Origin of the sequence: Streptomyces sp. 150FB (genome assembly GCF_000818195.1) — a bacterium.
GTDB lineage: Bacteria > Actinomycetota > Actinomycetes > Streptomycetales > Streptomycetaceae > Streptomyces.
Genome location: NZ_JTHL01000001.1, coordinates 6,911,777 through 6,934,205, shown reverse-complemented (window position 1 = coordinate 6,934,205; position 22,429 = coordinate 6,911,777). Strand labels below are relative to the sequence as shown.

Below are 22,429 nucleotides of genomic sequence, written 5' to 3'. Positions count from 1 at the left end.
CCGCGTGCGCACGAGACGCTACGCGCTGCGGTCGAGGGCCCGCAGGCTGCGGTCCGTGATGGACCGCGCGCCACGCCCTATGGCGATCGTCCCGGACTGCACGAGCTCCTTGATGCCGTACTGCTCCAGCATCTTGAGCATCGCGTCGAGCTTGTCGCTCGATCCGGTGGCCTCGATGGTGACGGCCTCGGGTGAGACGTCGACCGTCTTGGCGCGGAAGAGCTGGACGATCTCGACGATCTGGGAGCGGGTCTCGTTGTCGGCGCGGACCTTCACCAGAACGAGCTCGCGCTGGATCGCAGCGCCCTGCTCGAGTTCGACGATCTTCAGGACGTTCACCAGCTTGTTGAGCTGCTTCGTCACCTGCTCCAGGGGCAGTTCCTCGACATTGACCACGATGGTGATGCGGGAGATGTCGGGGTGCTCGGTGACACCGACGGCAAGCGAGTCGATGTTGAAACCACGGCGGGAGAACAGGGCGGCGATCCTCGCGAGGATGCCGGGTGTGTTCTCCACCAGGACGGAGAGTGTGTGCTTGGAGGACATGTGTCGGTCTCTCTCGGTCTGTCTCTGAACTGGGTCGCTGTCCGGTCTCTTCGGACTCAGTCGTCCGCGTTGTCACCGAAGTCGGGGCGCACGCCGAGTGCGGCCATGACCTCGTCGTTGGAGGTGCCTGCGGCGACCATCGGCCACACCTGGGCGTCCTCGTGGACGATGAAGTCGACCACGACGGGGCGGTCGTTGATGGAGTTGGCCTTGGCGATCACCGCGTCCAGCTCCTCGGGCGACTCGCAGCGCATCGCGACGCAGCCCATGGCCTCGGCGAGCTTCACGAAGTCGGGGACCCGGGTACCGCGGCAGACGGTGCCGTCCGTGTCCTTGCCCGAGTGCAGGACGGTGTTGGAGTAACGCTCGTTGTAGAACAGGGTCTGCCACTGGCGGACCATGCCGAGCGCACCGTTATTGATGATCGCGACCTTGATCGGGATGTTGTTGACGGCGCAGGTGGCCAGTTCCTGATTGGTCATCTGGAAGCAGCCGTCGCCGTCGATCGCCCAGACCGTACGGTCCGGCTGTCCGGCCTTGGCGCCCATGGCGGCGGGCACCGCGTAGCCCATGGTTCCGGCGCCGCCCGAGTTCAGCCAGGTGGCCGGCTTCTCGTAGTCGATGAAGTGGGCGGCCCACATCTGGTGTTGGCCGACGCCCGCCGCGAAGATCGTGTCCTCGGGGGCGAGTTGGCCGATGCGCTGGATGACCTGCTGCGGGGAGAGGCTGCCGTCGTCGGGCTGGGTGTAGCCGAGCGGGTAGGTCTCGCGCCAGCGGTTCAGATCGTTCCACCAGGCAGAATATCCCGTCCGGGCGGCCTCACCGACGTTGCCCTCGGTGTGCTCCGCCTGGACCGCCTGCACCAGGTCGGCGAGAACCTCGCGGGCGTCGCCGACGATCGGCACGTCAGCCGTACGGTTCTTGCCGATCTCGGCGGGGTCGACATCCGCGTGGATGATCTTGGCGTACGGCGCGAAGCTGTCGAGCTTGCCGGTGACGCGGTCGTCGAAGCGGGCGCCGAGGGCGACGATCAGGTCGGCCTTCTGGAGCGCGGTGACGGCGGTGACCGCACCGTGCATGCCCGGCATTCCGACGTGCAGCGGGTGGCTGTCGGGGAAGGCGCCCAGTGCCATCAGGGTGGTGGTGACGGGGGCGCCGGTCAGCTCGGCGAGGACCTTCAGCTCGGCGGTCGCGCCGGCCTTGATGACGCCGCCGCCGACGTACAGCACCGGGCGCTTGGCCTGGGTGATGAGTTTGGCGGCCTCGCGGATCTGCTTGGCGTGCGGCTTGGTCACCGGGCGGTAGCCCGGCAGGTCCATGACGGGCGGCCAGGTGAAGGTCGTACGGGACTGGAGGGCGTCCTTGGCGATGTCGACCAGGACGGGTCCCGGGCGGCCGGTGGAGGCGATGTGGAAGGCCTCGGCGATCGTCCGCGGGATGTCCTCGGCCTTGGTGACAAGGAAGTTGTGCTTGGTGATGGGCATCGTGATGCCGCAGATGTCCGCCTCCTGGAAGGCGTCCGTTCCGATGGCGGCACTGGCCACCTGTCCGGTGATCGCGACGATCGGCACGGAGTCCATGTGCGCGTCGGCGATCGGGGTGACCAGGTTGGTCGCGCCGGGTCCCGAGGTGGCCATGCACACGCCCACCTTGCCGGTCGCCTGGGCGTAGCCCTCGGCCGCGTGGCCCGCGCCCTGTTCGTGGCGGACGAGAACGTGTCTCACCCTGGTGGAGTCCATCATCGGGTCGTAGGCCGGGAGGATCGCGCCGCCGGGGATGCCGAACACCGTGTCGGCCCCCACTTCCTCAAGAGAGCGGATGAGGGACTGCGCGCCCGTGATGTGCTCAACGGTGGCGGACGACGATCCGCCGTTACGGGCCCGCGGCTGCGGATGGTGGGCCCCGGTGGCCTGCTCGGTCATCGGCATCTCTTCTCGAAGCTGAGGGTTTATGCGAGGGTTTGGGGTGTATCGGTGCAATAAAAAACCCCTCGTGCCGGGAGGCAAGCGAGGGGAGCGCGTCGGTGCGGTACACAGAGCCGGTGAGGGGCTCTGCTTCAGCCGACGCGCTGTCCAAGTACGAGAATTCGGGTGCGCATGGCAACGACTCTTCCTCCGGCGCGCCATCGCTGTCAAGTGGGTGGGACGGGCGTCTCATTATTTGATCGCACGGTGGGCCGGGGGACGCGGTCAGGACCTGACTGACGCGGATGCCTGACGGGCAGGACGGTGCCGGTGAGCACGGGCAGCGGGGCGCCGCCCGGCAGCGGGAACGGCCCGCGCACCAGGGCGCGGCGCAGCCGGTATTCGTCGAGCGGCCCCGAGAAGGCCATGCCCTGGCCGTGTGTACAGCCCATGGCCCGTAACGCGATCACCTGTTCGGGGAGGTCCACTCCTTCGGCGACGGACTGCATGCCGAGGTCGCAGGCGATCCTGAGCAGCCCGCCGGTGATCTTGTGCAGCCTGGCGGACTCGACGACGCCCTCGACCAGGCTCCGGTCGAGTTTCAGTACGTCGACGGGGAGTCTGCGCAGGGCGTTGATGGCCGCGTAGCCGCTGCCGAAGCCGTCGAGCGCGATCCGTACGCCGAGGCGGCGCAGCGCGACGAGACGGTGCTCCAGCTCGTCCAGGGAGCCGCGTGGGTCGGCGTCGGCCAGCTCGATCATCAGGGCCCCTGAGGGCAGTCCGTGCCGGGTCAGCAACGCCTCAACACTGCCGGAGCCGGACCCGGAGCCCGGTCCGGCGCCGAGCGGCATGGACTTGTCGAGCAGCCTGCGCGCGGAGAGCCGTACGGAGACGGCGACCTGGTGGCCGGCCCTGCCGCGCTCGGCGGCCTGCGCCACGGCCTCTTCGAGGAGCCAGCGGCCGAGTTCGGCGGTGCGGTCGTTGTCGTCGGCGACGCGCAGGAACTCGGCCGGGGTGAAGAGGATGCCCTGCGCCGAGCGCCAGCGGGCCTGGGCGGCGGCCGCCGAGACCTTGCCGGTGGTGAGATTGACCACGGGCTGGTGCAGCAGGGCGAACTCGCCGTCGTGCAGGGCGGTGCGCAGCCGGGCCGCCAGCTCGGTCCTGCGGACGACGTCGGCCTGCATCTGGGGCGCGTACAGCTCGACCCGGTCCTTGCCCGCCGCCTTGGCGCGGTACATCGCGAGGTCGGCGTTGCGCATCAGGTCCGTGGGCGTCGTGCCCGGCTCGGCGAAGGCGACGCCGATGGAGGCGGCGACGCGGACGTCGTTGCCGTCGATGCGGTACGGCTGGGAGAGCTTGAGGCGCAGCCGGTCCGCGATCTCATGGACCTGGTACTCCCTGGAGCGGTGGTCGCCGGCGCCGTCGCCGAGGATGAGGGCGGCGAACTCGTCGCCGCCGAGCCTGGCCGCCGTGTCCCCGGCCCGTACGGACTCCTGGAGCCGCTGGGCGGCCCTGATCAGCAGTTCGTCGCCGACCTGGTGGCCGAGGCGGTCGTTGACGCTCTTGAAGCCGTCGAGGTCGATGAAGAACACGGCGGTGCCGGGATCGGTCGCACGGCGGCCGGAGACCGCCTGCCGGACCCGCTCGGTGAACAGGGCGCGGTTCGGCAGGTCGGTGAGCGGGTCGTGCTCGGCGTTGTGCTGCAACTGCGCCTGGAGCCGCACCCGTTCCGTGACATCACGGCTGTTGAAGATCAGTCCGCCCTGGTGGCGGTTGACGGTGGACTCGACGTTGAGCCAGTCGCCCGTGCCGGACTTGAAGCGGCATTCGATCCGGGTCGTGGGCTCGTCGGAGGGCTGAGCGGCGAGGAACCGCCGCACCTCGTGGACCACCCGGCCCAGGTCGTCGGGGTGGATGATCGAGGAGAGTTCCGCGCCGACGAGGTCGTCGGCCTCCCGTCCGTACACGCCGGTGGCGGCCGGGCTGACGTAGCGGAGTATCCCGGAGGGCGCGGCGATCATGATGACGTCGCTGGAGCCCTGCACCAGGGAGCGGAAGTGGTTCTCCTTCTGTGCCAGTTCGTGGGTGAGCGCGATGTTGTCGACGAGCATGATGCCCTGGCGTACGACCAGGGCGAGCACGACCGTGCAGCCGGTGAGGACGACCACCCGGTCGACCCTGCGGCCCTCGATCACGTTGTAGAGGATCCCCAGCGTGCAGACGGCGGCGGCGAGGTACGGCGTGATCGCGGCCAGCGACCCGGCGATGGGGCGGCTGGACGGGCGGCTGCCGCGCGGGAACGGGACGGCGGTCTCCGCCATGCGGCGCACCCCCCAGGGCGCGTACGCGAGGAGCAGCGACCCCGCGAACCAGCCGGCGTCGAGGAGTTGTCCCGAGCGGTAGGTGGCGCGCAGCAGCGGTGAGGTGAACAGGGCGTCGCACAGCACCGTCAGGGCGAGCGCGGCGATCGCGGTGTTGACGGCGGAGCGGCTGCCGGTCGACCGCCGGAAGTGCAGCGCGAGCACCATGCTGACGAGAACGATGTCGAGCAGCGGGTACGCGAGGTTCAGCGCGGCCTGGGCCACGCTCTCGTTGGCGAAGTGCGCGGTGCGCGCGAGCGCCAGGCTCCAGGAGAGGGTGAGCAGCGAGCCGCCGATCAGCCAGGCGTCCAGCGCCAGGCAGACCCAGCCGGCCCTGGTGACCGGGCGTTTGGCGAGGACGAGCAGACCCACGATGGCGGGTGGCGCGAAGCAGAGGAAGAAGAGATCCGCGAGGGAAGGGCTCGGTACCGGCTCGTCGAGCACGACCTCGTACCAGCCCCAGACCGCGTTGCCGCCGGCGGCCATCGCCGAGGAGAGTGAGAACAGCAGCCAGGCGGGCCGCGTACGGCGCCCCCGGCCCCTGGCGTAGAAGAAGCAGGAGACCGCGGCGATCGCCGCCGCGAGGGCGAGGCCGAAATCACCCATGAACAGGGCCAGTTCCTTCGAGCCCCAGCCCATCGCCGCACCTGCCGCGTAGCCCCCGCAGACGAGGGCGAGGCAGAGCTGGGCGAAGAGTCCCGTCCAGGCGTTGCCGGCGGTCCGGCGTCGCCCGACGAGCACCCCCTCGGCGCTCACCGGTCCGCTCCGGGGGGTGTCTCGGTCACCGCCGAAGGGCCTGGCGGACGGCCCGGATGGTCCGGAGGCCGCCGTCGCCTGCCCTGCCGCGTCGGATCGTTGGTCCATTGGCTGTACATCGCCCGTCGCCCCCCTCGGATTCTGATCGCTGCCCCCGCGCCGCCCCTCGCGCGGCGCAGCCCCCAGATCGGGACGATACACCAGACTCGTCACTCAGGGACATAGTTCTTCTACTCTCCGTGACGACCTGCGTACTTGTCACTACCGGGCACGTCAGAACGGCTGCGAAGGGTGACGGCGGGCGGGGGCCGGCGGGAGCCCGCGCGGACTCCGCACGGCTCACCCCGTCGTGAGGACCACGTTCGCGAGCTCCTCCCCCGCCGCGAAACGGGTGAGCTGGCCGGCGATCAGGCGCTTGGCCCGCGGCAGGAAGGCCGAGGTCGATCCGCCGACGTGCGGGCTGATGAGAACACCGGGCGCGTGCCAGAGGGGATGCCCGGCGGGCAGCGGCTCGGGGTCGGTCACATCCAGGGCGGCCGTGAGGCGTCCGCTCTCCAGCTCGGCGAGGAGCGCCGCGGTGTCGGCGACGGCTCCGCGCGCCACGTTGACGAAGAGCGCTCCGTCCTTCATCCGCGCCAGGAATTCTGCGTCGGCCAGGCCCTTCGTCTGCTCGGTGAGCGGGGTCGAGACGACCACGACATCCGCCTGGGGCAGCAGGGCGGGCAGCTCGGTGAAGGCGTGTACCGCACCGCGCTCCGTCGTACGCGCCGATCGCGCGACGCGTATCACCCGCGCGCACTCGAAGGGCGCGAGCCGGTCCTCGATGGCGGCCCCGATCGATCCGTACCCGACGATCATCACGGTCCGGTCGGCGAGCGCGGGGTAGAAGCCGGAGCGCCACTCCTCCTGCCGCCGGCCGTCGACGAAGCCGGGGATGCCGCGCAGCGAGGCGAGGATCAGGGTGAGGGCGAGTTCCGAGGTGCTGGCCTCGTGGACGCCTCTGGCGTTGCAGAGCCGTACGCCGGAGGGCAGTCCGCCGAGGCCCGGTGTCACATGGTCGACCCCGGCCGACAGCGTCTGCACGACCCGTACGGATTTCATCGCGGGGAGCGGCCTGAGGGCGACTTCCATGCCCTTCATGTACGGGACGACGTAGAAGGCGCAGTCCGCCGGGTCGGCCGGGTACTCGCCGCCGTCCCAGAAGCGGTGGGCGAGGCCCTCGGGGGGCCCTTCGACGTCCTCGGCCCTGAACGGTATCCAAATGTCTGCGGTCATGGTCAGGAGGCTATTCCAGCCGTCCGGGGGCGATGAGGTTAGCTGGACCCGCGGGCGGTCGACTGAGGGGCGGTGGGGGGCGGTTGGAGCGCAGGACAATCGGTGCGGCGGCGCTCGAAGTGGGCGCGGTCGGGCTCGGCTGCGCGCCGATGAGCTGGGCGTACACCAGCTCGGAGCAGCGGGGTGACCGATCGCTGCGTACGCTCCACGCGGCGCTCGACGCCGGGTGCAGCCTGCTCGACACGGCGGACATGTACGGACCCTTCACCAACGAGCTGCTGGTGGGGCGGGCGCTCCGGCAGCGGCGTGCGGACGCCTTCGTCTCCACCAAGTGCGGTCTGGTCGTCGGTGACGGGCATCTGGTGGCCGACGGGCGCCCCGGCTCTGTGCGGCGCGCCTGTGACGCCTCGCTGCGGCGGCTGCGGACCGATGTGATCGATCTGTACCAACTGCACCGGCCGGATCCCGAGGTGCCCGTCGAGGAGACCTGGGGCGCGATGGCCGAGCTGGTGGGCGCTGGGAAGGTACGGGCGCTGGGGATGTGCGCGGTGGGCGCCCGCTCGTCGCGGCGCGGATCCGGCGCGCGTCCGTACGAGCAGACGCTCCGGCAGCTCGACCGGGTGCAGCAGGTCTTCCCGGTCAGCGCGGTGGAGGCGGAGCTGTCCCTGTGGTCGCCGGAGGCGCTGGAGCGGCTGTTGCCGTGGTGTGCGGCGCGCGGCGTGGGGTTTCTGGCGGCCATGCCGCTGGGCAACGGCTTCCTGACGGGGACGCTGACCCCGGGGCAGGGCTTCGAGCCGGACGACGTACGGGCCCGGCATCCACGTTTCACCGCCGAGATCATGGCGGCGAACCAGCCGCTGGTGGCGGGCGTACGGCGGGTGGCCGAACGGCACGGCGCCACGCCCGCGCAGGTGGCGCTGGCCTGGGTGCTGGGCCGGGGGCGCCATGTGGTGCCGATACCGGGGACGAAGCGGGAGCGGTGGGCGGTGGAGAACGCGGGCGCGGCGGAGCTGGTGCTGACGGCGCGGGATCTCGCCGAGCTGGCGGCGCTGCCGCCGGCCCGGGAGTCCTGGGACTGAGACCGGCCGGGATCCGGGCGGGTGGCGCCCCGTTGAATCGATCCCGGCGGACAGGGAAGCTGGGACTGTGGCGGCGGTGCGGGACAGTGCCGGCGCGGTACGGCGTCGAGACTGTTGATCCGGCCTTCGAAGGGATCGAAGCATGAACCGCACAGCCAGGACGGCGGTGGGGGCCGCAGCCGTCCTCCTCGTGGCCACCGGATGCTCCTCCGGAGGCGGTTCGGGGCCCGAGGAGCGCGGGAACGGCACGCCGAGCGCGACGGCGGCGGCGTCGCGGGCGGCGCCGAGTCCGTCGCGGGCCCCGGCGAAGGGCTCGGTGACGGTGGTCTCCACGGTGACCGAAGGCCTGAAATCGCCGTGGGGTCTGGCGGAGCTGCCCGAGGGCGATCTGCTGGTGTCCTCGCGCGACGAGGGCACGATCACCCGGGTCGACACCAGGACCGGGAAGAAGACGGTGATCGGCTCGGTGCCCGGCGTCTCCCCCGCCGGTGAGGGCGGTCTGCTGGGGATCGCGCTCTCCCCCACGTACGCCGCCGACCACATGGTGTACGCGTACTTCACGACGGTGTCGGACAACCGCGTCGCACGGATGCCGTACGACGAGAAGAAGCCGGCGGGCGAGCAGCTCGGGGCGCCGAACACCATCCTGCGGGGCATCCCGAAGGGCACGATCCACAACGGCGGCCGGATCGCCTTCGGCCCGGACAGGATGCTCTACGCGGGCACCGGCGAGACCGGGGACGACGGCTTCGCGCAGGACAAGAAGTCGCTGGCCGGGAAGATCCTGCGGATGACGCCCGACGGGCAGCCGGCGCCGGGCAATCCGGACCCGGGCTCGCTGGTCTACACCCTGGGTCACCGCAATGTGCAGGGTCTGGCGTGGGACGCGGACCACCGGCTCTGGGCGTCGGAATTCGGCCAGGACACCTGGGACGAGCTGAATCTGATCGAGCCCGGCAAGAACTACGGCTGGCCGGAGGTCGAGGGCAAGGCGGGCAGGCGGGGCTTCACCGATCCGCTGGAGCAGTGGCACACGAGCGAGTCCTCACCGAGCGGGATCGCGTACGCGGAGGGTTCCATCTGGATGGCCGGGCTGCGCGGTGAGCGGCTCTGGCGGATTCCACTGGCCGGACGGGAATCCGTCGCGGCCCCGCAGGCGTTTCTGAAGGGTCAGTACGGCCGCCTGCGCACGGTGCTTTCGGCGGGCGGCGACAAGGTGTGGCTCGTGACCACTGAGACGGACAGCCGCGGCACACCGGGGCCGGGGGACGACAAGATCCTCCAGCTCAAGGTCTCGTAGCTCCGCCAGTGGCGGCAAGAGGGTGAGCAGTCTGTGTTCAACATGATCGAGGAGCTCTTCGCACCGGGCCGTAAGCACACCGACGAGGAACAGAAGCGGCTGGAACTGAGCCGTGTCGACGTCGACGACAACGATCCGGGGCACGGCCCGATAGACCTGGCGTCCGGGAAGGTGACGATACGGGTCCCGGCCGAGCGGGCCGCGCCTGCCGAGCGGGCCGCGCCCGCCGCCGAGGGGCCCGCGCCCACCGAGGAGCCGTCCCGGGCCTCGGACTGAGCCTCAGACCGCAGCCACGTCGGTCGCCTCGGGGTAGAGCCTGAGGCGGTGGGCGAGGGCGGCGGCCTCGGTGCGTCCGGAGACGCCGAGCTTGGCCAGGATGTTGGAGACATGCACGCTCGCCGTCTTGGGCGAGATGTACAGCTCCTCGGCGATCCGGCGGTTGCTGCGGCCGAAGGTGACCAGGCGCAGTACTTCCTGCTCGCGCGGGGTCAGACCGAGCGAGGTGGCCGGATCGGCCTCGGGGTCCGTGGCGCCGGCCGGCACCGGGCTCCCCTCCGGGGCGGTGGTGAGAGTGATCCGGGCGCGGACGGCGAGCCGCCTGATGTCCTCGGCGAGCGGACGCGCGCCGAGCGCCGTGGCCGTCTCATGGGCCTGGACGAGGAGCGCCGTCGCGTCGGACCGGGCCGCGTGGGCGTCCAGCAGCGCGGAGGCCCAGCGATGGCGGACCAGCGCCAGCTCGTACGGGCGGTTCACGGCCTCGAAGGCGGCGGCGGCCCGCGCCCAGAGCATGGGCGCCGCCTCGTCGTGCGCGCGGGCCAGTTCGGCGTCGCAGAGCAGGCCGTAGGCGTGCCATACCGGTACGAGCGTCGGCAGCGGCTTCGCCTGCGCGCGTACGGTCGCGAGGACCGCGTCCCGGCCGGCCCCGGCGCCCGGCAGGCCGAGCGCGTCCGCCTCCATCGCCGCGGCGACGCACAGCAGCGGCAGCGCGTCACGCTGGGTACCCACGGGGAAGCCGTCGGCGACGATCCGTACGAACTCGGCGCGCGCGTCGGCGAGCCTTCCCTGCCGCGCGGCGATCTCCATCGTCAGCCGCGCCATGGTGATCTCGTGCTGCGGCTGCTCGTCATGGGTGCCGAAGAAGCCTCTGGCCTGCGCCAACTGGCTCCCTGACGCGTCGAGGTCGCCGCGCGCCAGAGCCAGTTCGGCACGCCGTACGGCGAGCAGTCCGCGCGACTTGCGGGAGTGGGCGACGCCCGCCGCCCCGTCGAGCACGCGGTCCGCCTCGGGCCAGCGGCCGAGCGAGAAGAGCGACTGCGCCTGGTTGGCGCGCGTCCATGCCTCCTTGTCCGCGAGGCCGCGGTGATGGCAGACCTTGATGCCGTGCTCGGCCGCCGCCACGGCCTCCTCGGAGCGGCCCATGCTCTCCAGCGTGGACGGCAGGTTGATACTGGCGCGTCCGATCACGTCGACGGCCCCGAGCGCCTCGGCGAGGTCGCGCACCTCGCGTATCTCGGCGAGGCCCTCCTCGACAGCTCCCGAGTCGGCGGTGAGCCAGCCGCGGACGAGGCGGCCGTGCAGCTCGATGCGCTCGGCGCCGACCAGCCTGGCGTACTGCACGGCCCGGTCGGCGGCGAGCAGGGTGTCGGGTCCCGGCTGGTGCAGGGCGCCCCAGCTCGCGACGTTGACCAGGACGTCGGCGTGGACGGCGGACGGCGGCAGGCCGCGTACCAGCTCCTGCGCCGTGGCCAGTTCCGCCCAGCCGTCGCCGCGGGCGAGGTCCTGCATCAGGCTGGAGCGCTGCGTCCAGAACCAGGCGGCGCGCAGCGGGTCGTCCCGGCCCTCCAGGGCGCGGATCGCCTTCTTGGAGATGGCCAGGGCGCGTTCGCGTGCCCCGCCGTAGCGGGCCGCCACGGTCGCCTCGGCCATCAGGTCCAGGTAGCTCAGGGGTGCCTCGTCCCGGCCGCCGCCGGAGGGCGGGTAGACCTCGGTGCCGTCCGGGGGCCGCAGCCGGCCGTGCACGTCCTCGGGTGCGTCGTCCCACAGCTCCAGTGCCCGTTCGAGCAGCCGCAACTGCTCGGAGTGCGCCGAGCGTCTGCGCGCCTCGACGGAGGCGCGCAGGATGACGGGCAGTGCCTTCGTGACGTCGTGGGCGTTGTACCAGTAGCTGGCGAGGCGTGTGGTGCGTTCGTCGGCCCGTACCAGGCTGGGGTCGGCCTCCAGCACCTCGGCGAGGCGGCGGTTGAGCCGGGACCGCTCGCCGGCGAGCAGGTCGTCACTGACGGCCTCGCGGACCAGGGAGTGGCGGAAGCGGTAGCCGTCCCCGTCGGCCGTGGGGACGAGGATGTTGGCGCTGACGGCGGCGCGCAGCGCGGCGATCAGATCGTCCTCGGAGAGCCGCACCGCGGCCATCAGCAGCGCGTACTCGATGGTCGTCCCGCCCTCGGCGACGGTCCGCACGACCTGCTGGGAGTCCTCCGGCAGGGCCTCGACCCGTACGAGCAGCAGATCGCGCAGCGAGTCGCTGAGACCGGCGCGGCAGCCGGCCTCGATGGAGCAGGCCAGTTCCTCGACGAAGAAGGCGTTGCCGTCGGAGCGTTCGAAGATCTCGTCCAGCAGGGCGGGTTCGGGCTCGGCGGCCAGGATGCCGGTGAGCTGGCTCCGTACCTCGCTGCGGCTGAAGCGGGAGAGTTCGATGTGCTGTACGGATCGCAGCCGGTCCAGCTCGGCGAGGAGCGGGCGCAGCGGGTGGCGGCGGTGGATGTCGTCGGCGCGGTAGGTGGCGATCACGACGAGCCTGCCGCGCCGCAGCGCGCGGAAGAGGTAGGCGAGCAGATGGCGGGTCGAGGCGTCGGCCCAGTGCAGGTCCTCCAGGACGAGCACCACCGTACGGCCGGCCGCCAGGCGCTCCAGCAGCCGGGCCGTCAGCTCGAAGAGCCGCGCTGTGCCGTGCTCCCCCAGCGGTCCGCCGGGCGACTGGCCCAACTCCGGCAGGATCAGGGCCAGCTCGTCCTCCTGGCCCTCCGCCGCCGCCATCAGCTCGTCGGGCAGCCTGCGGCGCAGCGAGCGGAGGGCGGTGGAGAAGGGGGCGAACGGCAGGCCCTCGGCGCCGATCTCGACGCAGCCGCCGATGGCGATGACCGCTTCCTGGGTGCAGGCGGTGTCGAGCAGTTCCTCGACGAGCCGGGTCTTGCCGACCCCGGCCTCACCGCCGATGAGCAGGGCCTGAGGATCGCCGGCCGTGGCACGGGCGAGCGCTCCGGTGAGCTCCGCGAGCTCGTCGGTCCGGCCGACGAACACGGGGCTGAGCGACCTGGTCTCCATTGGATTGAGCATCGCACACCCGTCCGACAGTGGGCACTTGAGATTCCGGAGAGCGTCGTTACGCGGCGCGGCCGAAGTGGTCGCGCGGCGATTTCACCGGCCCTTCCGCGGCGTCCTTGGCCGCTCGCCGCTCCTGCTTGCGGGCCTGCTGGGCCTCGCGTACGAGGCGCTGGTGGTCGGCCTGGCGCAGCAGCTCGGCGGTGCGGGCCTGCTGGCTCTCGAACTCGAACATGGTCTCCCCCTGGAGTGAAGGTGGTGGCTTCTTGCGATGCCTCAACCTTCGTCTCCCAGGGGGTGGCGCCACATCGGGAGAGTGCCGCATCTTCCGACGTCCGCGCGCTCCTTAGGAGGGCCGCGCGGTCCTTAGAAGGAACGGGTCCTGACATACGTACGGCCTAAGGCACCCAGGTGCGGTGCCTCAGGCCGGGGATTGACCGGGTAAGGGCCCTCAGGGGCCCGGTTCGAACGTCCGGACGCGGCGACGCGTCGACGCTGCCGACGGCTAGCCGGCGGGCGGGGCGGCCGGCGGAGCCGCGGGCGTCGGGGCGGACGGGATGGAGGCGAAGAGGTCGAAGTACATGCCGAGCGAGACGATGACGCCGATGGCGCCGAGCACGACGGCGGCGACCGCGAAGGGGCGTACCCAGCTCGCGCGCTGCGGCAGCAGGAGCGCCACCACGGCGATGATCAGCGCCAGGAGCGCGATGAAGCCGTTGATGGCGGCTGTGACGTGCCAGCCGTCGCTGTAGCCCTCGGTGATCTGCTTGGCGATCGTGGCGCCCTGCGGCGTGGTGATCTGGCCCACGAGCTGCTCGCGGGCGGCGCCGATGGTGCCGGTCCAGGATCCGGTGAGCGCGACGATACCGAGCGCGACGGCGACCACGGCGGCGGAAGCCGCGGCGAGGCCGGAGGAGCGGCGTTCGTACGGCTCCAGGTCGTCGTCCTCGTCGTCACCGAGCACCTCGGTGACGCCGTCCTCGGCCTCGACGTCGGTCGTGCCGGTCTTCTCCAGGTCCGTCGTGCCGGCCTGATCGGCCTTGACCTCAGCCCCTGCGGGACCGTCCTCCACGGTGGTGGTGGCGGGCGTGCGGTCCTCTGCGGTCCCGTCCTGCGCCGCCTCGGGCGCGGGGGCCTCGGGCGTCTTCGGCTCGGGGGTCTCTGTGTTGGGCGTGGGGTTCATACGCCGCACGCTAGGTGCCGAGTCTGAGAGGTTGCTGAGAATGTTCGAGAACGATAGCCAACCGTTGTGATGGGCCCCGGCGAACCGTGCGGATGATCCGCATTCACGCGCCTCTGCGGGGAATGCCCTCGGGGCGCGCGTGGTCGTGTCCGGCGCCCTGAATGTGCCCGCAGGTGGCGGGTGTCTGCCGGCGCCACTCGGGGGCCAGGACGGACCAGACCTCGATGTCCTGCCGTACACCGCGGTACGGATGGCTCTCGCGCAGCACTCCGTCCCGCTTCATGCCGAGGCGCTGGGCCACCCGGACGCTCGGCAGGTTGGCCGAGGACACGCGCCACTCGACGCGGTGCATGCCGCGCTGCTCCACGGCCCAGTCGATCAGCACCCGCGCGGCCCGTGTGACGAGCCCGCGCCCGGTCCCGGCCGGCTCCAGCCAGCAGCCGACCTCGCAGGTGCCGGACGCCGCGTCGAACTTGGGGAAGAGCACGCCGCCGACGAGGGTCGATTCGAGCCAGATCCCGTAGATCCGCCCGGTGTCCGCCGCCTGCTGGCGCGCCTTGGAGGCGAGCATCTCGCGTGCCGACTCGACGTCGGTGACGAGCTGGGCGAAGCCCATGTGCTCGTCGACGAGGTCCCGCGCGCGATCCATGTGGGCGAGGAACTCCTCGGCCCGCCAGGGCTCCAGTGGCCGCAGCTCCCCGCCGTCCCCCAGCGCTGTCGCGAACATCGGACGCCTCCCCAGTGCCGACGGTACTTGCGGGGATCTTCGCACGGACGCCGCCGGTGGCGACGGCGCCTCACTCGTCCCCGGGCCACACCAGCAGCACCGGGCAGGGCGCGTGATCCACCACGAACCGGCCGGCCCGGCCCAGGCTGTGCGGTCCCGGGCGGGTCCTGTCGCCGTCCCTGGCGCAGATCAGCAGGTCTGCGTCGGCGTCGGCAGCCGCGCTCACCACCTCGTGTTCCACGTTCCCGTGGTGGTCGAGGAGCTCGCAGGGGCGGCCGAGCCGGTGGGCCGCCGCCTCCAGGATGTCGGCGGCGGCGGCGCCCGACAGCTCTTCGAGGCGGCTGCCGGGATCGCGGTCCGGCCGGTGGCCCCGGCCCAGCAGACCCGAGTAGGCGTGGTGCGCCGCTGCCGCCACCTCGTCGTCGCTCACATGGAGCAGCACCACGTCGTCGTGCGGAGCGCGTTCGCGGGCCGCCTCGACGCAGGCCGGCCAGGTGGATTCGGTGATCCAGACGAGAACGGTCTTCTGTACGGTCATGTCCCTCACAGGGGGCAGCCTCCCATCGCTCGCGAGGTGGCTCACCCTGCCACGCGCCTGCGGCATGCGTATGGCCCCGAAGGCTGTTGTCACTTCGGGGCCACACACGTTCGGACGACCTTCACATACTGCCGGCCCTCACCTGCTCACGTGCTGAGGTGCGTCGCGCGCTCAGGTGCGTCGCGCGCTCAGGTGCGTCGCGCGCTCAGGTGACCCGTACTCAGGCAGGCAGGTGGAACTGCTGGTTCGATCCGCCGAAGCAGTCCCAGATCTGGAGCCGCGTCAGGTTGGCCGAGCTGTTGTCGGTCACGTCCAGGCACCGGCCCGAGCCCGAGTTGACGAGGGTGCTGCCGGTGCCCTTGGCCCACTTCTGCGCCGCGGTGCCGTTGCAGTCGTAGATCTGGACCTTGCTGCCGTTGGCCGTGCCCGCCGCCGCTACGTCCAGGCACTTGCCCAGGGCGCGGACCGTACCGTCCGTACCCACCGTCCACTGCTGGGCGTTGGAGCCGTTGCAGTCGTAGAGCTGTACGGCGCTGCCGTTGGCGCTGCTCGCCGCGTTCACGTCGACGCACTTGCCGCCGAGGCCGGTGATCTGTCCGGTGCCCTGCGTGGGCGGTGTGGTGCCGCCGCCGCCCGTGATCCCGTTGAAGATGCTGGAGAACTGCCAGGCGCTCTGCGAGGTGCCGCTGCAGGTGTCCGACAACTGGCCGTTCGAGCCGCAGGACTTGTCGCGTCCCAGGGCCCAGAAGGCGAGTTCCTGGATTCCCTTGGACTTGGCGAAGTTCGCGACCGTGGTGGCGTTGCCCGTGCTGAAGACCTCGGAGGTGACGTCGTTCACCCCGATCATCGGGGTGTTGCCCTCCATGGCCCAGAGCTGCGCGTCCGTCTTGGTGGTCCAGATCCTGCCGAGCTGGGTGTGGAGCGCGGTCGCAGCGTCGGTGGCCGCCTTGCCCATGTCCAGGGCCGGGCCGTAGTCCATCGTCATGATGTTGACGAGGTTGACGTTCAGGTTGTTGCTCTTGGCGTTGCCCAGCAGGTCGAGCGAGTCCTGGAGCAGACCGGTCGGGTCCACCGGGAGCGTGTACTGAACGTCGAGCTTCTTGCCGGCCGACGCGTACTCCTGCTGGAGCTGCGCGAGTGCCTGGTTACGGCGGTTGTTGGCCGTGGTGTTGTCGAGCGTGCCGCCCTCGATGTCGAGGTCGATCCTGGTCAGGTTGAGCGCGTCGATGACCTTCTTGTACTGGGTCTTCAGCGCGGAGACCGACGTACAGGACACGCCGAGTTCCGTACCCGAGGCGCCGCCGAAGGAGACGATGACATCGCCGCCCGCCGCACGCGCGGAGTTGACCGCCGAGGTCCAGCCGGAGTCGGTGACGTCGGTGTCGCCGTTGAACTTGGCGTTGCAGCCGCCTGCGTCGATGACGAAGGCGAGGGTGAAGTACTTGAGCCCGGTGGCGTTACGGACGTTGGTCATCGCGGAGGGCGACGCCCAGGTCTCGACGTAGGGGGCCGCGTACTGGGCGGGGAAGCCCGGTCCGGGGTTGGCCGCTGCGCTGGCGCTGGTACCGGTGGCGACGACCGCGGTGGCGGCCATGGCGAGAACAGCCGGCGCGACGGCCAGGGCTCTCTTGAGGGATCGCAACACAGGAAACACTCCTGTCAGGGGCGCATCAAAATGCGCGGTGTGGGGGTGAACGTGGCGATGGGGCACGGGCACATGCCGTCACGACGTGACGGAAGAGAGGTGGGGCGGCAAGGCATGACGCGAGAGGCGAGAAACGCGAACGCGACCCGCTGTTCACATGGGAGAACAGAAGCTCCCCACATGAATCTGCGGGTATGGGAAGTAGTAAAGGACTAGACCAGGATCCCGTCAATCCCCTGGACACAAGCCGCCCGGCGGACGTCGAGGCCGGGGCGCCGCCCCCCGTGCGGCGACGCCCCGGCGCTCAGCGGCGGCACTCAGGCCTCGACCGCTTCCCTCGGTGCCGCGAGCGGGACCGGGGCCTGCTTGGTCCTCGGGCCGAAGACGGCGAGGACCAGCGAGCCGAACAGCCAGGTGCCGGCGATGAAGAAGAAGACACTCCGGTAGCCGGACCCGTTGTACAGACCGGCGATGATCAGCGGGCCCGCCGCGTTGGAGAGCCGCCCGAGGCCGTACGAGACCCCGGTGCCGAGCGAGCGGCTGCGGGTGTCGAACAGCTCCGGCGAATACGCGTACCCCAGCGCCGTGTAGCCGCGCTCGAAGAGATTGACGAGGAAGCCGAAGACGACGATCAGGACCGGATTGAACGTCAGCCCGTAGAACAGGCCGCAGAGCGCGATGATCGCGCCGAACGCCACCAGGCACCACTTGCGCTCGAACCGGTCGGTCACCAGTGCGGCGAGATAGGAGCCCAGAGGCGCGCCGACCGTGCTGAGGGCCACGTAGAAGACGGACTTCTCGACGCTGAATCCCTCCTTGGCGAGCAGCGTCGGTGCCCAGCTCGAATAGCCGAAGAACCCGATGGTCTGGGTGACCCACAACACCACGAGCAGCAGCGTCGGCCAGAGGTATTTCTTCTGGAGCAGGATCCGCAGCGGGGCCTTTTCGCGCACGGGTGCCTCGACGGGCGGCGCCGCTTCCGGAAGAGGACCCTTCTCGGCGGCGATCTGCTTCTCGATTTCGCCGAGTACGGCGTCGGCGGCGGCGTGGTCGCCCTGGTTCTCGTACCAGCGCGGGGATTCCTTCAGGTGCCGCGCGAAGAACATGTACGCGATACCGAAGGCGCCCCACAGGTAGACCAGTCGCCACGACCAGTCGTTGATCGGTACGACGGCGCTGGCGATGAAATTCGTGACGGGCGTCCCGCAGATGCCGATGACGATGGCGTACGCCTGGAACTTGCCGCGCACGGCGGACGGGAATATCTCGCTGACGTAGATGACGGCCACGACGGTCATCGCCGACAGCCCCGCCGAGGTCAGCACCCTGAAGACACCGAGCGAGACCAGGTCCCACGAGAACACCGAAGCGAGCGAGAAGACGCCGAAACAAATGGTGGTGATGTTGAGCGCCTTCTTGCGCCCCCAGCGGTCCGCCATCCAGGCGGCGACGATGGACCCGAAGAACATGCCGACGAACGACAGCGAAGTGACGTATGCCACCTGGTTCACGGTGATGCCCCAGAGCTTGATCAGCCGGGGGGCGGTGACCGCGAAGCTGTTGATGTCCGCGAATTCGAAGAAGTAGGCGAAGGAGACGGCCACCAGGGTTATCTTGTGGAACCTTGATATCGGCAGCCGGTCGAGCCGGTTCTTCGCATTGGAGTTCAGCATGGGCAGGCCCTTTTCGAAAGTGGGTGGGGAAGTGGCTCAGACACCTTCGCCGGGCCAGTAGAGCCGCATCGGATTGTCCACGAGCAGCTTGTGCCGCGATTCGGAGGTTACGGCCACACGTGGCACGTAGTCGACCAGCAGCCCGTCGTCCGGCATATGACCGGTGAGATTGGGATGCGGCCAGTCGGTACCCCACAGCACGGCTTCCGGGAATTCCTCGACGACCCGGCGTCCGAACGGAACGACGTCGGAATACGCCTCCCGTTCCCCGTTCAGCGCCGGCCGCCCGGTGACGGTCAGCCGCTCGGGGCAGGTCACCTTCACCCACACGTCGTTCCGGTCCACGAAACGCAGGAAGCGGCTGAATTCAGGGCCGTCGACAGGCTGCTTCACATCCGGGCGCCCCAGGTGGTCGACCACGAGCGGGGTGGGCAGCGAAGCGAAGAACCCTTCGAGTTCTTCGAGGTCCGCGCTCTCGAAGTAGATGACGATGTGCCAGCCGAGCGGGGCGATCCGCTCGGCGATCGCCGCGAGATCCTCCTTCGGCGCCGCGTTGACCAGGCGCTTCAGGAAGTTGAACCGCACCCCGCGCACGCCGGCCGCGTCCAGTTCGGCGAGTTCCGCGTCGGTGATGTCCGGGCGGACCGTGGCGATGCCGCGCGCCCGGCCGCCCGAAGCGCCGACGGCGTCGAGCATGGCGCTGTTGTCGGCGCCGTGGCAGGTGGCCTGGACGATCACGTTACGGCTGATGCCGAGGTGGTCACGGAGCGCGAAGAGCTGGTCCTTGCTCGCGTCGCACGGCGTGTACTTACGCCCCGGGGTGTACGGGAATTCAGCGCCGGGCCCGAAGACGTGGCAGTGCGTGTCGACCGTCCCCGCCGGGAGGACGAAGGCGGGCGTGGACGGGCCCGCGTACCAGTCGAGCCATCCGGGGCTCTTGCTGAACGGTCCTGAGGGACCCGACGGGCCCGACGGCGTGGACGGGGAGGCGGGGCCGGAGGCTGCGGAGGGCGTGCTCATCAGGTCCGCTCCTCCGTCCGGCCGCCGACGTACCGGAGCCCGGCGGCCCGCAGCGGCTCGCGCATCCCGTACATGTCGAGGCCCAGCTCACCCGCGGCGAACCGGCGCCGCTTGTCCTCCTCGTTCGCCTCGCGCTTGTGGCCCGCTTCGGCGACCTCGGCCGCCCGGGCGGCCGGCACGACGGCCACGCCGTCGGCGTCGGCGACCACGACGTCACCGGGGTGGACGAGGGCGCCGGCGCAGACCACCGGGATGTTCACGGACCCAAGGGTCGCCTTCACGGTGCCCTTCGCGTGCACGGCCCGGCTGAAGACGGGGAAGTCCATCTTCTCCAGCGCCGCGATGTCCCGGCAGCCGCCGTCGATGACGAGTCCCGCGGCGCCGCGTGCGCGCGCCGATGTCGCCAGCAGCTCGCCGAAGAAACCGTCCTCGTTCTCCGTGGTGCAGGCGGCGACCAGGATGTCGCCCGGCTGGAGCTGCTCGACGGCCACGTGCAGCATCCAGTTGTCGCCGGGCTGGAGCAGCACGGTGACGGCGGTCCCGCAGCAGGCGGCACCGTGGTAGACGGGCCGGATGTAGGGGCGCATCAGGCCGGTGCGCCCCATCGCCTCGTGGACCGTACTGACGCCCAGCGGGGCCAGCGCCGTGACGTCGGCTCCGGACGCGCGGGAAATGTCCTGGTGGACGACTCCCAGTTCGTACATGGTTCTGTGCTCCCTCTGCGTCAACGCCCCTGCTGCTTCAGCAGGGTGTCGAGACGCGGGTAGACGGCGCGGACGTTGTGTTCCTGGATGTCGGCGACCTCGGCGGAGGTCAGCCCGGCGGCCTCGACGTAGCGGCGCGTGTCGTCGAAGTGGTGGCCCGAGCACGGGTCGATGTCACGGACGGCGCCGATCATCTCCGAGGCGAAGAGGATGTTGCGGCGGGGCACGACGTCGAGGAGGAGGTCGATGCCCGGCTGGTGGTAGACGCAGGTGTCGAAGAAGACATTGCCGAGTACGTGCTCCTCCAGCGGCGGCTTCTTCAGCGCCATCGCGAGCCCCCTGAACCGCCCCCAGTGGTACGGGACGGCGCCGCCGCCGTGCGGGACGACCAGCCGCAGCGTCGGGAAGTCGGCGAACAGGTCGCCCTGGATGAGCTGCATGAACACCGTGGTGTCGGCGTTCAGGTAGTGCGCGCCCGTGGTGTGGAAGGCGGGGTTGACGCTGGTGCTGACGTGCGCCATCGCAGGGATGTCGTACTCGACGAGCTTCTCGTACAGCGGGTACCAGGAGCGGTCGGTGAGCGGCGGCGCCGTCCAGTGCCCGCCCGACGGGTCGGGGTTCAGGTTCACGGCGACGGCCCCGTACTCCTCCACGCACCGCACCAGCTCCGGCACGCAGGTGGCCGGGTCCACGCCCGGCGACTGCGGCAGCATCGCCGCGGGCACGAAGCGCTCCGGGTAGAGCGCGGCGACCCGGTGGCAGAGCTCGTTGCAGATCGCCGCCCAGCGGGAGGAGGTCGCGAAGTCGCCTATGTGGTGGGCCATGAAGGAGGCGCGGGGCGAGAAGATCGTCATGTCGATGCCGCGCTCGTCCATCAGGCGGAGCTGGTTCCCCTCGATGCTCTCCCGCAGCTCGTCGTCGCTGATGCGGGGGCCGGCGGGGTCGGGGGCCGCCGAGGGGTCGGTGAGCCCGGCGATCTGCCGCTCGCGCCACGCGCCGAGCGCGGGCGGGGCGGTGGTGAAGTGGCCGTGACAGTCGATGATCATCGCTGTTCCTTCTCGGATGTCGCGGGGGCGCCGGCGGCGGGCGCGGTGTCCGTACGCGGGGCGGAGCGCGGGAGGCGGTTCGGGACCATGGCGGCGCCGGCCATGATCAGGCGTGCGGTGCGCAGCAGCGCCGACTTCGTGACGCGCCCGGGATCGGCCGGGTCGAGGCCGAGCTGGACGCTGAACTCGCCGGAGGGGTGCTCGACGGAGACGGTGATCTCGGTGGGACGGGCGCCGGAAGCGGTGGTCCCGGCGCCGGAGCCGCTGCCCTCGCCGCCCGCGCCGTCGCCGTCCGCCGCCACCACCGCCACCACCTGGTGGGCGACTGTCCCCTCCAGCACGCACGCCGTGGCGGCGGTGACGGCGGCCAGCACGCCGATCGACTCGTGGCAGACGCGCGGTATGAAGCTGCGCGTGGTGATCGTGCCGCCGTGGGCGGGAGGCGCGACGAGCGTCATCTTCGGGTAGTTCTTCGCGGTCACGTCCCCGAGGCCCATCAGCTCCCCGCAGGTCAGTCGCAGGTCCTCGACCCGGGCCTTGAGCTCGTCGTCGGCGTTGAGGTCGGCGGCGGACTCGTAACCGGTGCGCCCCAGGGCGGCGGCCTCCACGATCACCAGGGGCTGGCCGTTGTCGATGCAGGTGACGTCGACCGGGCCGACGCCCGCGACCTCGACGCGGTCCCGTACGCGTCCGGTGGGCAGCAGGGACGCGCAGACGGATCCGGCCGTGTCGAGGAAGTTGATCACGACGGGGCCTGCGGTGCCGGGGACGCCGTCGATACGGGTGTCGCCCCCGTACGCGACGTAGCGGCGGCCGTCCTGGCCGAGCGGGGTACGCACGGTGATCTCGGCGGTCAGCCCGGTGTTCAGCGTCAGGACGCGCGCCGTGGTGGTGTCACCGCCGGGGACCAGCAGGCCCGACTCGACGGCGAACGGGACGACGGCCGCAAGCATGTTGCCGCAGTTCGGCGTGGTGTCCACGGTGTCGCTGTCGGGCTGGAGCTGGCAGAACAGGAACTCGAGATCGATGTCGTCCCGGTCGCTCCGGTCCACGATCCCGGCCTTGCTGGTCAGCGGGTGCGCGCCGCCGAGCCCGTCGATCTGGCGCGGATCGGGCGAGCCCATCACGGCCAGCAGTACGGCGTCCCGGCCGGCGGTCCCGGCCGGCAGGTCCCCGGCCCGGAAGAACGGGCCGCGCGAGGTGCCGCCGCGGAAGAACCAGCAGGGGACCGCTGTCTGCCCTCCCGCCGGTGGCGGATCGGAGACATCCGCCGGGCGGACTGTCGTGGGCTGCGTCATCGCTCTCCCCTCACTGGTGTTGTCGTCAACATAACCACCAACGAGATTGTTGACAAT

General features: G+C 70.8%; 18 protein-coding genes. 3 read left to right on the top strand and 15 right to left on the bottom strand.

The genetic code is table 11. The features are described 5' to 3' along the window. Positions 1-18: 18 nt before the first annotated feature. The 4 genes from ilvN to QR77_RS29750 form a co-directional block, all read right to left on the bottom strand. Positions 19-546 carry an acetolactate synthase small subunit gene (gene ilvN / locus QR77_RS29765; protein WP_040025097.1) on the bottom strand — a complete coding sequence of 176 codons (528 nt, stop codon included), beginning with the start codon at positions 544-546 and terminating at the stop codon, positions 19-21. Positions 547-602: 56 nt separating this feature from the next. After that, positions 603-2,474, bottom strand: a complete 1,872-nt coding sequence (locus QR77_RS29760; RefSeq protein ID WP_040025096.1) for an acetolactate synthase large subunit — start codon at positions 2,472-2,474, stop codon at positions 603-605. 203 nt (positions 2,475-2,677) lie between these two features. Further along, entirely contained in the window at positions 2,678-5,566 is a 2,889-nt protein-coding gene (locus tag QR77_RS29755; RefSeq protein ID WP_040025095.1) for an EAL domain-containing protein, read from the bottom strand. 339 nt (positions 5,567-5,905) lie between these two features. After that, positions 5,906-6,841 carry a 2-hydroxyacid dehydrogenase gene (locus QR77_RS29750; protein ID WP_040025094.1) on the bottom strand — a complete coding sequence of 312 codons (936 nt, stop codon included), beginning with the start codon at positions 6,839-6,841 and terminating at the stop codon, positions 5,906-5,908. 119 nt (positions 6,842-6,960) lie between these two features. Between QR77_RS29750 and QR77_RS29745 the strand changes: the two genes are divergently transcribed. The 3 genes from QR77_RS29745 to QR77_RS29735 all read left to right on the top strand — a co-directional run bounded on the left by QR77_RS29745 (position 6,961) and on the right by QR77_RS29735 (position 9,496). Next, a complete protein-coding gene (locus QR77_RS29745; protein WP_236711174.1) occupies positions 6,961-7,920 on the top strand; it encodes an aldo/keto reductase in 960 nt (319 codons plus the stop codon). 142 nt (positions 7,921-8,062) lie between these two features. Next, positions 8,063-9,220, top strand: a complete 1,158-nt coding sequence (locus tag QR77_RS29740) for a PQQ-dependent sugar dehydrogenase (protein WP_040025091.1) — start codon at positions 8,063-8,065, stop codon at positions 9,218-9,220. A 33-nt stretch (positions 9,221-9,253) separates the two neighbouring features. Beyond that, positions 9,254-9,496 (top strand): DUF6191 domain-containing protein, encoded by a 243-nt coding sequence (locus QR77_RS29735; protein ID WP_040025090.1) that lies wholly within the window; start codon positions 9,254-9,256, stop codon positions 9,494-9,496. Positions 9,497-9,499: 3 nt separating this feature from the next. On the opposite strand, the gene QR77_RS29730 is transcribed toward QR77_RS29735, so the two are convergent. The 11 genes from QR77_RS29730 to QR77_RS29685 form a co-directional block, all read right to left on the bottom strand. After that, positions 9,500-12,541, bottom strand: a complete 3,042-nt coding sequence (locus tag QR77_RS29730; protein WP_347359803.1) for an AAA family ATPase — start codon at positions 12,539-12,541, stop codon at positions 9,500-9,502. 58 nt (positions 12,542-12,599) lie between these two features. Beyond that, entirely contained in the window at positions 12,600-12,773 is a 174-nt protein-coding gene (locus QR77_RS47570; RefSeq protein WP_173476368.1) for a hypothetical protein, read from the bottom strand. A 270-nt stretch (positions 12,774-13,043) separates the two neighbouring features. Beyond that, positions 13,044-13,721, bottom strand: a complete 678-nt coding sequence (locus QR77_RS29725; RefSeq protein ID WP_052489150.1) for an efflux RND transporter permease subunit — start codon at positions 13,719-13,721, stop codon at positions 13,044-13,046. 103 nt (positions 13,722-13,824) lie between these two features. Continuing rightward, on the bottom strand, positions 13,825-14,448 hold the full coding sequence (locus QR77_RS29720) for a GNAT family protein (protein WP_063798097.1): 624 nt from the start codon (positions 14,446-14,448) through the stop codon (positions 13,825-13,827). Between the two features lie 70 nt (positions 14,449-14,518). After that, on the bottom strand, positions 14,519-14,986 hold the full coding sequence (locus tag QR77_RS29715; RefSeq protein ID WP_040025088.1) for a universal stress protein: 468 nt from the start codon (positions 14,984-14,986) through the stop codon (positions 14,519-14,521). Between the two features lie 220 nt (positions 14,987-15,206). After that, the gene (locus QR77_RS29710; protein WP_236710856.1) at positions 15,207-16,628 is read right to left on the bottom strand and encodes a chitinase; all 1,422 of its coding nucleotides are present in this window, start codon (positions 16,626-16,628) and stop codon (positions 15,207-15,209) included. Between the two features lie 320 nt (positions 16,629-16,948). Continuing rightward, entirely contained in the window at positions 16,949-18,304 is a 1,356-nt protein-coding gene (locus QR77_RS29705; RefSeq protein ID WP_040025087.1) for an MFS transporter, read from the bottom strand. 36 nt (positions 18,305-18,340) lie between these two features. Then, positions 18,341-19,324: an amidohydrolase family protein gene (locus QR77_RS29700; protein ID WP_078877310.1), complete on the bottom strand. Its 984-nt coding sequence runs from the start codon at positions 19,322-19,324 to the stop codon at positions 18,341-18,343. Continuing rightward, a complete protein-coding gene (gene ligK / locus QR77_RS29695; protein WP_040025086.1) occupies positions 19,324-20,028 on the bottom strand; it encodes a 4-carboxy-4-hydroxy-2-oxoadipate aldolase/oxaloacetate decarboxylase in 705 nt (234 codons plus the stop codon). The genes QR77_RS29700 and ligK overlap by 1 nt, the downstream gene beginning before the upstream one ends. A 20-nt stretch (positions 20,029-20,048) precedes the next feature. Further along, complete coding sequence (locus QR77_RS29690; protein WP_040025085.1) at positions 20,049-21,074, bottom strand: amidohydrolase family protein; 1,026 nt, start codon at positions 21,072-21,074, stop codon at positions 20,049-20,051. Beyond that, entirely contained in the window at positions 21,071-22,372 is a 1,302-nt protein-coding gene (locus QR77_RS29685; protein WP_078877308.1) for a 4-oxalomesaconate tautomerase, read from the bottom strand. The genes QR77_RS29690 and QR77_RS29685 overlap by 4 nt, the downstream gene beginning before the upstream one ends. Positions 22,373-22,429: the final 57 nt, after the last annotated feature.

Bases quoted from the DNA above. Each gene is read 5' to 3' on its own strand.
- QR77_RS29700 (WP_078877310.1), bottom strand. From the start codon at position 19,324: ATGAGCACGCCCTCCGCAGCCTCCGGCCCCGCCTCCCCGTCCACGCCG.
- QR77_RS29685 (WP_078877308.1), bottom strand. From the start codon at position 22,372: ATGACGCAGCCCACGACAGTCCGCCCGGCGGATGTCTCCGATCCGCCA.
- QR77_RS29690 (WP_040025085.1), bottom strand. From the start codon at position 21,074: ATGATCATCGACTGTCACGGCCACTTCACCACCGCCCCGCCCGCGCTC.
- ilvN (WP_040025097.1), bottom strand. From the start codon at position 546: ATGTCCTCCAAGCACACACTCTCCGTCCTGGTGGAGAACACACCCGGC.
- QR77_RS47570 (WP_173476368.1), bottom strand. From the start codon at position 12,773: ATGTTCGAGTTCGAGAGCCAGCAGGCCCGCACCGCCGAGCTGCTGCGC.
- QR77_RS29705 (WP_040025087.1), bottom strand. From the start codon at position 18,304: ATGCTGAACTCCAATGCGAAGAACCGGCTCGACCGGCTGCCGATATCA.
- QR77_RS29715 (WP_040025088.1), bottom strand. From the start codon at position 14,986: ATGACCGTACAGAAGACCGTTCTCGTCTGGATCACCGAATCCACCTGG.
- QR77_RS29760 (WP_040025096.1), bottom strand. From the start codon at position 2,474: ATGCCGATGACCGAGCAGGCCACCGGGGCCCACCATCCGCAGCCGCGG.
- QR77_RS29740 (WP_040025091.1), top strand. From the start codon at position 8,063: ATGAACCGCACAGCCAGGACGGCGGTGGGGGCCGCAGCCGTCCTCCTC.
- QR77_RS29750 (WP_040025094.1), bottom strand. From the start codon at position 6,841: ATGACCGCAGACATTTGGATACCGTTCAGGGCCGAGGACGTCGAAGGG.
- QR77_RS29720 (WP_063798097.1), bottom strand. From the start codon at position 14,448: ATGTTCGCGACAGCGCTGGGGGACGGCGGGGAGCTGCGGCCACTGGAG.
- ligK (WP_040025086.1), bottom strand. From the start codon at position 20,028: ATGTACGAACTGGGAGTCGTCCACCAGGACATTTCCCGCGCGTCCGGA.
- QR77_RS29730 (WP_347359803.1), bottom strand. From the start codon at position 12,541: ATGGAGACCAGGTCGCTCAGCCCCGTGTTCGTCGGCCGGACCGACGAG.
- QR77_RS29725 (WP_052489150.1), bottom strand. From the start codon at position 13,721: ATGAACCCCACGCCCAACACAGAGACCCCCGAGCCGAAGACGCCCGAG.